The organism is Noviherbaspirillum denitrificans (genome assembly GCF_002211445.1).
Classification (GTDB): domain Bacteria; phylum Pseudomonadota; class Gammaproteobacteria; order Burkholderiales; family Burkholderiaceae_D; genus Noviherbaspirillum; species Noviherbaspirillum denitrificans.
Genome location: NZ_LSTO01000026.1, coordinates 1 through 6993 on the forward strand (window position 1 = coordinate 1; position 6993 = coordinate 6993).

The 6993-nt window shown below is 63.3% G+C and carries 8 protein-coding genes; 1 reads left to right on the forward strand and 7 read right to left on the reverse strand.

The features are described 5' to 3' along the window. The 5 genes from AYR66_RS27690 to AYR66_RS27710 form a co-directional block, all read right to left on the reverse strand. Positions 1-638, reverse strand: a 638-nt coding sequence (locus tag AYR66_RS27690) for an ABC transporter ATP-binding protein (protein WP_088710749.1), incomplete at its 3' end; no start/stop codon positions are given. Between the two features lies 1 nt (position 639). Next, on the reverse strand, positions 640-1383 hold the full coding sequence (locus AYR66_RS27695; protein ID WP_088710750.1) for an ABC transporter ATP-binding protein: 744 nt from the start codon (positions 1381-1383) through the stop codon (positions 640-642). Continuing rightward, entirely contained in the window at positions 1380-2399 is a 1020-nt protein-coding gene (locus tag AYR66_RS27700; RefSeq protein ID WP_234815112.1) for a branched-chain amino acid ABC transporter permease, read from the reverse strand. The genes AYR66_RS27695 and AYR66_RS27700 overlap by 4 nt, the downstream gene beginning before the upstream one ends. Next, positions 2399-3304 (reverse strand): branched-chain amino acid ABC transporter permease, encoded by a 906-nt coding sequence (locus AYR66_RS27705; protein WP_088710751.1) that lies wholly within the window; start codon positions 3302-3304, stop codon positions 2399-2401. Before AYR66_RS27705 ends, AYR66_RS27700 begins: the two co-directional genes overlap by 1 nt. Before the next feature lie 11 nt (positions 3305-3315). Beyond that, on the reverse strand, positions 3316-4629 hold the full coding sequence (locus tag AYR66_RS27710) for an ABC transporter substrate-binding protein (RefSeq protein WP_088710752.1): 1314 nt from the start codon (positions 4627-4629) through the stop codon (positions 3316-3318). Positions 4630-4823: 194 nt separating this feature from the next. Between AYR66_RS27710 and AYR66_RS27715 the strand changes: the two genes are divergently transcribed. Continuing rightward, positions 4824-5735: a LysR family transcriptional regulator gene (locus AYR66_RS27715; protein WP_088710753.1), complete on the forward strand. Its 912-nt coding sequence runs from the start codon at positions 4824-4826 to the stop codon at positions 5733-5735. A gap of 104 nt (positions 5736-5839) precedes the next feature. Here AYR66_RS27715 and AYR66_RS27720 read toward each other — a convergent pair whose 3' ends face one another. Together AYR66_RS27720 and AYR66_RS27725 are read right to left on the reverse strand one after the other, a co-directional pair. After that, positions 5840-6547, reverse strand: coding sequence for a class I SAM-dependent methyltransferase (locus AYR66_RS27720; protein WP_088710754.1), 708 nt, complete (start codon positions 6545-6547; stop codon positions 5840-5842). Between the two features lie 20 nt (positions 6548-6567). Further along, positions 6568-6993, reverse strand: a 426-nt coding sequence (locus AYR66_RS27725; protein WP_170942400.1) for an HpcH/HpaI aldolase/citrate lyase family protein, incomplete at its 5' end; no start/stop codon positions are given.

The window sequence follows — 6993 nt, forward strand, 5'->3', positions numbered from 1 at the left end:
CCGCGTTCGAGCGTCAGGGTGGTGTCGGGCAGGTCGCGCAGCAGGCTGCCGTTGGATTCGGTGACGATCACGCACAGTTCCGGGTTGAGGTCGCGCAGGCGGCGCAGCGATTCTGCGTACTGGTTTGCCAGCACCGGCGCCAGGCCCTGGAAGGGTTCGTCCAGCAGCACCAGGTTGCGCCCCGCCATCAGCGCACGGCCCAGCGCCGCCATCTTCCCCTGCCCGCCCGACAGCGCCGCGCCCGAACGCGGCAGCATGTCCTTCAACTGCGGCACCACCTCCAGCGTCATTTCCAGCCGCAGGTCGATTTCGTGACGCGGCATGCGCAGCACTTCGCACGGCAGCCGCAGGTTCTCTTCCACCGTAAACGTCGGGAACATCACCCGTTCTTCCGGCGCATAACCGATCCCCATGTTCGTGCGCCGGTAATCCGGCACCTGCACCAGGTCCAGTCCGTTGAATTCGATCCGGCCTTCTTCCAGATGGATCAGGCCCATGATCGAGCGCAAGAGCGTGGTCTTGCCCGCGCCGTTGCGGCCGACCACCGCCACCAGGCTACCCGCCTTGAATTCCGTCTCGATATGGCGCAGCACCGTGATCCCGGCGATCTTCGCGCTGATGTTGTGTAGCTTCAGCATGTCATTCCCCCAGCACGTTCTTGCGGATGTCCGGATCGTTCAGCACCTTGTCCGGCGTGCCGTCGGCGGCGACCCGCCCGGCGATCCATGCGGCCACGCGTGTCGCATACTTCTCCACGATGTCCACGTCGTGCTCCACGAAGATGGCAGTAATCTTTGCTTCGTCCAGCGCGCCCATGATGGTTTCCATCAAGCCGTGCTTTTCGTCGGTCGACACGCCGCTGGTCGGCTCGTCGAGGATCAGGAGGCGCGGATGCAGCACCAGCGCCATCGCGATATCGAGCAGCTTGCGGTGCCCTTCCGGCAGCGATTCGCACGGCTCGTCGCCGCGTTCGCGCATGCCCACCAGTTCCAGCACGTGTTCGACATCGTTGGCCGGCACCGATGCCGCCAGCGGACTCCACATCCCCAGCCGGCCGGCCTTGCCGGCGGCGGCGATGCGCACGCAGTCGCGCACCGAGTGTTCCAGGAACAGCTGCGGCAGCTGGAACGAGCGCGCCATGCCGCGCCGCGCGATCCGGCGCGGTTCCATGCCGGTGATGTCTTGCCCGTCGAACTTCACCTTGCCGCTGTGCGGACGAACCAGCCCGGTGCAGATGTTGATGAAGGTGGTCTTGCCCGCGCCGTTCTGGCCGATCACGGCCAGGCGCTCGCCTTCGTTCAGTTCGAAGCTGATGTTGTCGGCGACGACGATCGCGCCGAAGGACAGCTTCAGGTCTTGTGTTTGCAACAGCGCCTGGCTCATTGCTTGCCTCCCTTGGATTTCTGGCGGCGCAGGATCACGCCCGAGATACCGGCCGGCGCGAGGAACACCACCGCCAGCAGCACGATGCCCAGCACCATCTGCCATGCGCCGGTCAGGTAGGCCGCCGCGAACAGCTTGACGAACTCGAACAGCGTGGCGCCGAGGAAGGCGCCCACCGGATGCGCGATGCCGCCGAGGATGGCGATGAACACGAATTCGCCCGAACGCACCCAGTAACCCATCTCCGGCGTCACCAGCCCTTGCGCGACGACGAACATGGCGCCCGAGAAGCCGCACAGCGCCGCCGACAGCGTATAGCCGACCAGCAGTACGCGGTAGGTGGACAGGCCGACGTATTCAAGACGGGTTTCGTTGGTCTTGATTGCCGCCAGCGCCTGGCCGGCCACCGAGTTCAGGTAGCGCTGCACCAGTAGGCCGATGACGACCGCGCTTCCCACGGCCGTGAGCAGCAGAGCCGTTTCGAAGCCGTCGCGTTCCAGCGTCATGCCGAAGAAGGTCGAGCGTGCGAGGCGCATGCCGTCGGTGCCGCCGGTCAGGTGAAAGAACTTGCCCAGCACCGCGAACAGCACCATCGACAAGGCGAGATTGAGCATGCCGAAGAAGATCTCGCGGTAGCGGACCACGAACAGCCCGATCACCATCCCGAACATGGTGGCGAACGCGGTCCCGATGAACAGCAGCGCGACGCTGTCAAGCTGTGTCCACCACTTCGCGGCAAACGCGACCGCATAACCGGCGGCGCAGGCGAACATCGCGTGGCCGAACGAGACTTGCCCGGCGCGAATCAAGATTGATACGCCCAGTGCGGCGATGCCGAAGCAGGCCGCGAAGATGACCGGGGTCTTGAGCCACGGCAGCACCAGTGGCAGCAGCAGTGCCAGTGCGGTCAGGCCGAGGGCGGCCAGCGTGGTGTACGGCATGCCGGATTTGCGTGCGGCGTGGGTTGCCTTAGTTTGCGGCGTGGCCATGCTCATGATTGTTTCCTGTTTGGACATCACACCCTCCTCGCCTTGGCCACTGAGAACAGGCCTTGCGGACGTACCAGCAGCACCAGCGCCATGATCAAATACGGCACCAGCACTTCCAGTTCGGGCATCAGGTATACCGAGAACGCGCGCGCCAGGCCGATCATGATGGCCGCCACCAGCGCGCCTTCGATCTGGCCGAGGCCGGCGGTGGCAACCACCGCGAACGACAGCACGATCATTTCGGCGCCAATGCCGGACACCCAGGAGGTGGTCTGCACCGCGAGCACGCCGCCCAGCGCGCCCAGCGCCGAGCCGGCCATGAAGGTCAAGAGACAGATCTTCCTGACGTTGATGCCCATGGTGGTGGCGACTTCGCGATGGTGCGCGACGGCCACTACCTGCCGCCCAACCGGGCTATGGCGCAGGAAGTAACGCAACGCGAAGAACACCGCCAGCGCGACACCGGGCAACACCACCAGTTGGTAATAGGTGTAAGTGATGCCCATGACGTCGGCCACGCCGAGGTAATTGACCAGTTCGACGGTCGAGTACGGCTGCGTGCCCCAGATCATGCGCTGCAAGTCTTCGAAGATCATGAAGGCGGCGAAGGTGACCAGCAATTGCAGCACCGGGTCCTTGCCGTAGATGCGGCGCATCAGGTACTTCTCCATCAGCCCGCCGCACAGCGCGCCAACGACGATGGCTACCACCGGCAGCATCAGGAAGGACCACAGCGGACCGGCGGAGATCGCCAGTGCCCATGCTCCTGCCGTCGCCGCCGCGTAACCCCCAATGGCAAACAGGCTGCCATGGGCCATGTTGAGGACGTTCATCACCCCGAACACCAAGGTGAGGCCCAGCGCGACGAGGAACAGCAGCGCCGCGTACGACAGTCCGTCAAGAATAGCAAGGAAGAACAGTTCTTGATTCATGATTCAACCGCTTACTTGTCGCTCGCGGAATAGGTCTTAATGCGCGGGCTGTTGATCAGGTCTGCCTTGACGGTCTTCACCCATTCCGGCGACTTCTGGCCGACCGGCGTGGTGACGAGATCGGCCGGGTAGATCGCCATCTTGTCGAGCACCGGGAACGGATAGCCGGCAACCTTCTTCGTGACACCCAGCAACTGGTCTTCCAGGCCTTGGCCGTCGTCGCGGATCTTCACGCTGCGGGTCAGGCCGCGGAACTCGGCGCCGCGCATCGCATCGGCAAGCTGCTCGGTACTCGGCCACTGGCCCTTGTTGGCCTTGATCGCGCGCTCATAGCCGGCGGCCAGGCCATCGATCGCCTGGATCATGTGGTAGACCGAATAGATCGGATAGGCGCCGGTCTTTTCCTTGAACTTTTGCACGAAGTTTTTCAGCTTCGGGTCGTCCTTGAGTTCCGGATGCAGGAAGTAGTGGTCGCCGCGCGCGCCGACGATCACGCCGTCAGGCAATGTGGAACCGAGGCGTTCGAGCGAGCTCTCGGCCAGCGGCAGCACGAACAGCGAATTCTTCATCAGGCCGCGCTGCGCGGACTGGCGCACGAAGGTGTCGAGGTCGCCGCCCCAGGAGGTGGACAGGATGACGTCGGGACGCAGCGCCTGCAAACGGCTGATCTCGGTCGAGAAGTCGGTTGCGCCGAATTTCGGGAACAGCTCTGCGACCACCTTCACGTCCGGCTTGAGCGCCTTGAGCGTATTGGAAAACAGTTCCCACGAATCGCGGCCCCATGCATAGTCCTGGTTCACCACGGCGATGGTCTTGAAATCGGGTTTCATGCGCAGCAGGTACAGGACCGAAGCCACCATCTCCGTCGTCGCATTGGCCTGGGTGCGTACCACGTACTTGTAGCGCTTGTCTTCGAGCAGCTTTTCGGTGCCGCAATCCCACATGATGTTCATGACCTTCAGGTCTTCGGCCACTGGCGCCAGCGTGTTGCAGTTGCCGGAAGAAATCGATGCCAGCGTCACGCGCACGCCCTGCTCCTGCACCACGCGGCGGTACTCGGACAGCAGCTTGTCGGTACCCACGCCTTCATCGATATAGGTCGGCGCGATCTTGACGCCGTTGATGCCGCCGGCGGCATTCAGTTGCTCGATGTACAGTTCCGCCGCCTGCTTGGCTGGCACGCCGAACACCGATGCGGGACCGGACATGAAGGTGGTGATGCCGACCTTCAGTTCGGCCGGTTTCGCGGACTGGGCATGGACGGCGCCCATCGCAAAAGCCGATGCGGCGACGGCAGCAAGACGGGTGAGCTTCGATCTGAACATGTCTTCTCCAATGGATTGTCGATATAGGAGCAGTGAGTTTCCGTCAGCGGAGATGGAGAGACAATCTGCATTTTTGGAAGGGGGGCTCCGTCCTTGGCTAAGGTGGATACTGCTGCATCGCAGCATGCGCTATGAGAGACACGCGAAGCGTGATGCCGGAGTACAATCGTTGCTCCAATCACGAGGTACCGTCCATGCTTTTCGATCTCACCGACCTGCGGCTTTTCATCTATATCGCGGAGCTGAAGAGCCTGACGCGGGCGGCCGAACGCATGCACCTGTCGCTGGCCGCCGCCAGCAACCGCGTGAAGGAAATGGAGTCGCGCTTCGGCGTGCGCCTGCTGTACCGCGAGAACAAGGGCGTGCAACTGTCGCCGGCCGGCGAAACGCTGCTCGTGCATGCGCAGCAGTTCATGCAGCAGGTCGAGCGAATGAAGAGCGAGATGCAGCAATACAACAACGGCATCAAGGGCCACATCCGCATTTTCGCGAACACCACCGCAGTGACCGAATTCATGCCGGAAGTTCTCGGCGAATTCCTCGCCCGCCATCCGCACGTCAACGTCGCGATGGAAGAGCGGCTGAACCAGGACATCGTGCGCGCGGTGCAGGAAGGCACCGCCGACATCGGCATCGTCGCTGGAATGAACCAGGTGCCCGGGCTGGAATTCCTCAATTTTTCGACTGATCACCTGGTGCTGGTGGCCGCGCCGGACCACCCGCTCGCCGCAGCGGGCAGCACCTCGTTCGCTTCGACGCTCGAATACGAGCATATCGGGCTGCATGAAGGCAGCACGCTGCAACACTTTCTCACACGCATCGTTGCCGAGAGCGGCCAGCAACTAAAGCTGCGCATCCAGGTGCGGAGTTTTGAAGCGATGTGCCGGATGATCGCGGCAAAGGTCGGCATCGGCGTGCTACCGCAATCGGTCGCCGCGCGCTATGCGCAGTCGATGGGGCTGGTGATCGTGCAATTGACAGAGCCGTGGGCGGCGCGCGAACGCAGCGTGGTCGTGCAGAAGCTGGGGACATTGCCGCAATATGCGCGGGAGCTGGTGGATTTCATTTGCACCCGCGCGGGCAAGGCCGAGACGGAAGCGCAGTAAACCGCCAATCGTAGCGTGGGTAGAGCGAAGCGAAACCCGCGGGAACAACGCCAAATGAGCGCGTGGTGGGTTTCGCTTCGCTCTACCCACCCTACCAATAACAGTTATCCCGGCTTGCGCAAAATATCCACCCGCATCGGCGTATGGAATTCAGCGCCTGAAGGCGTCAGGTGCGGCGCAAAGCGCGCACGGACTTCCGCCAACAGCGCCGGCGACAGATGGTGCCGCGTATGGGTCGCGCCGATGACCTTTTCCTCGAAGGCGGCAAAGTCGGGAAAGCGCAGCCGCGCGTTGAAAAAGATTTCGTCCACGAGTTCCAGCTTGCCGGACGCCACCGCGCGTTCGAGCGCGGCAAAGGCAGCGGCGCGCACCATTCCTTCATCGTGGAACAGGCGCAGGATATCGTTGTATTCGCCGGCGAACACCGGCTCGGATATGTAAGCGATCCCGCCCGGCACCAGCACGCGCCGGATCTCGTCCAGCGCCTGGTCCATCAGCGCGAGCGGCACATGGTGCAGCGACTTGAACATGAACACGATATCGACCGTCGCGTCCCCGGCTGGAATCCGCTCGGCGCCGCCGACGCCAAAACGGATATTCGGAAAGCCGGTCAGCCCGAGGTTCTTTTCATGCTGGATGCGGTCGACTTCGAGCGCGAGGATGGATGCCTGCGGATAATCGCGGGCGATGGCGCGCGTCTTTTCCCCGGTGCCGCATCCCAGCTCCAGTATCCGCGCACACTCCGGCAGCAGTCCGGCATAAAGTTCGCGTTCGTCGCGCAGTGCGCCGGCCTGACTGTTGCTGATCTGCATGGCTCTCCGTCTCCCGTCGTTCATCGCGCGGCTGCGCCGCGGCCCTCGTATTCTGCCATCACTTGCTGCGCCTTCAGGATGACCGGCCGGTCCACCATCTTGCCGTCCAGCGCGACGGCAGCGCCGTCGGGATTGCCTGCCACCGCGAGCACGCGGCGCGCCCACGCGACTTCTTCCTGTGTTGGCGCAAAGAATGCATTGACGTGCTCCACCTGGCGCGGATGGATGCAGAGCTTGCCGCCGAAACCGAAGCGCCGTGCGCGCAAGGTTTCCTTGCGCAAGACATCCGGGTTGTCGATCGCGGTAGTGACGCCGTCGACCGGCTGTGCGATGCCGGCCAGGCGCGAGGCGAGCACCAGCTCTGAACGGTAGTGCAGCAACTCTTCATCGTCGCCCTCGATCCCGAGATCGACCTGGAAATCGATCGAGCCGAACATCAGGCGGCG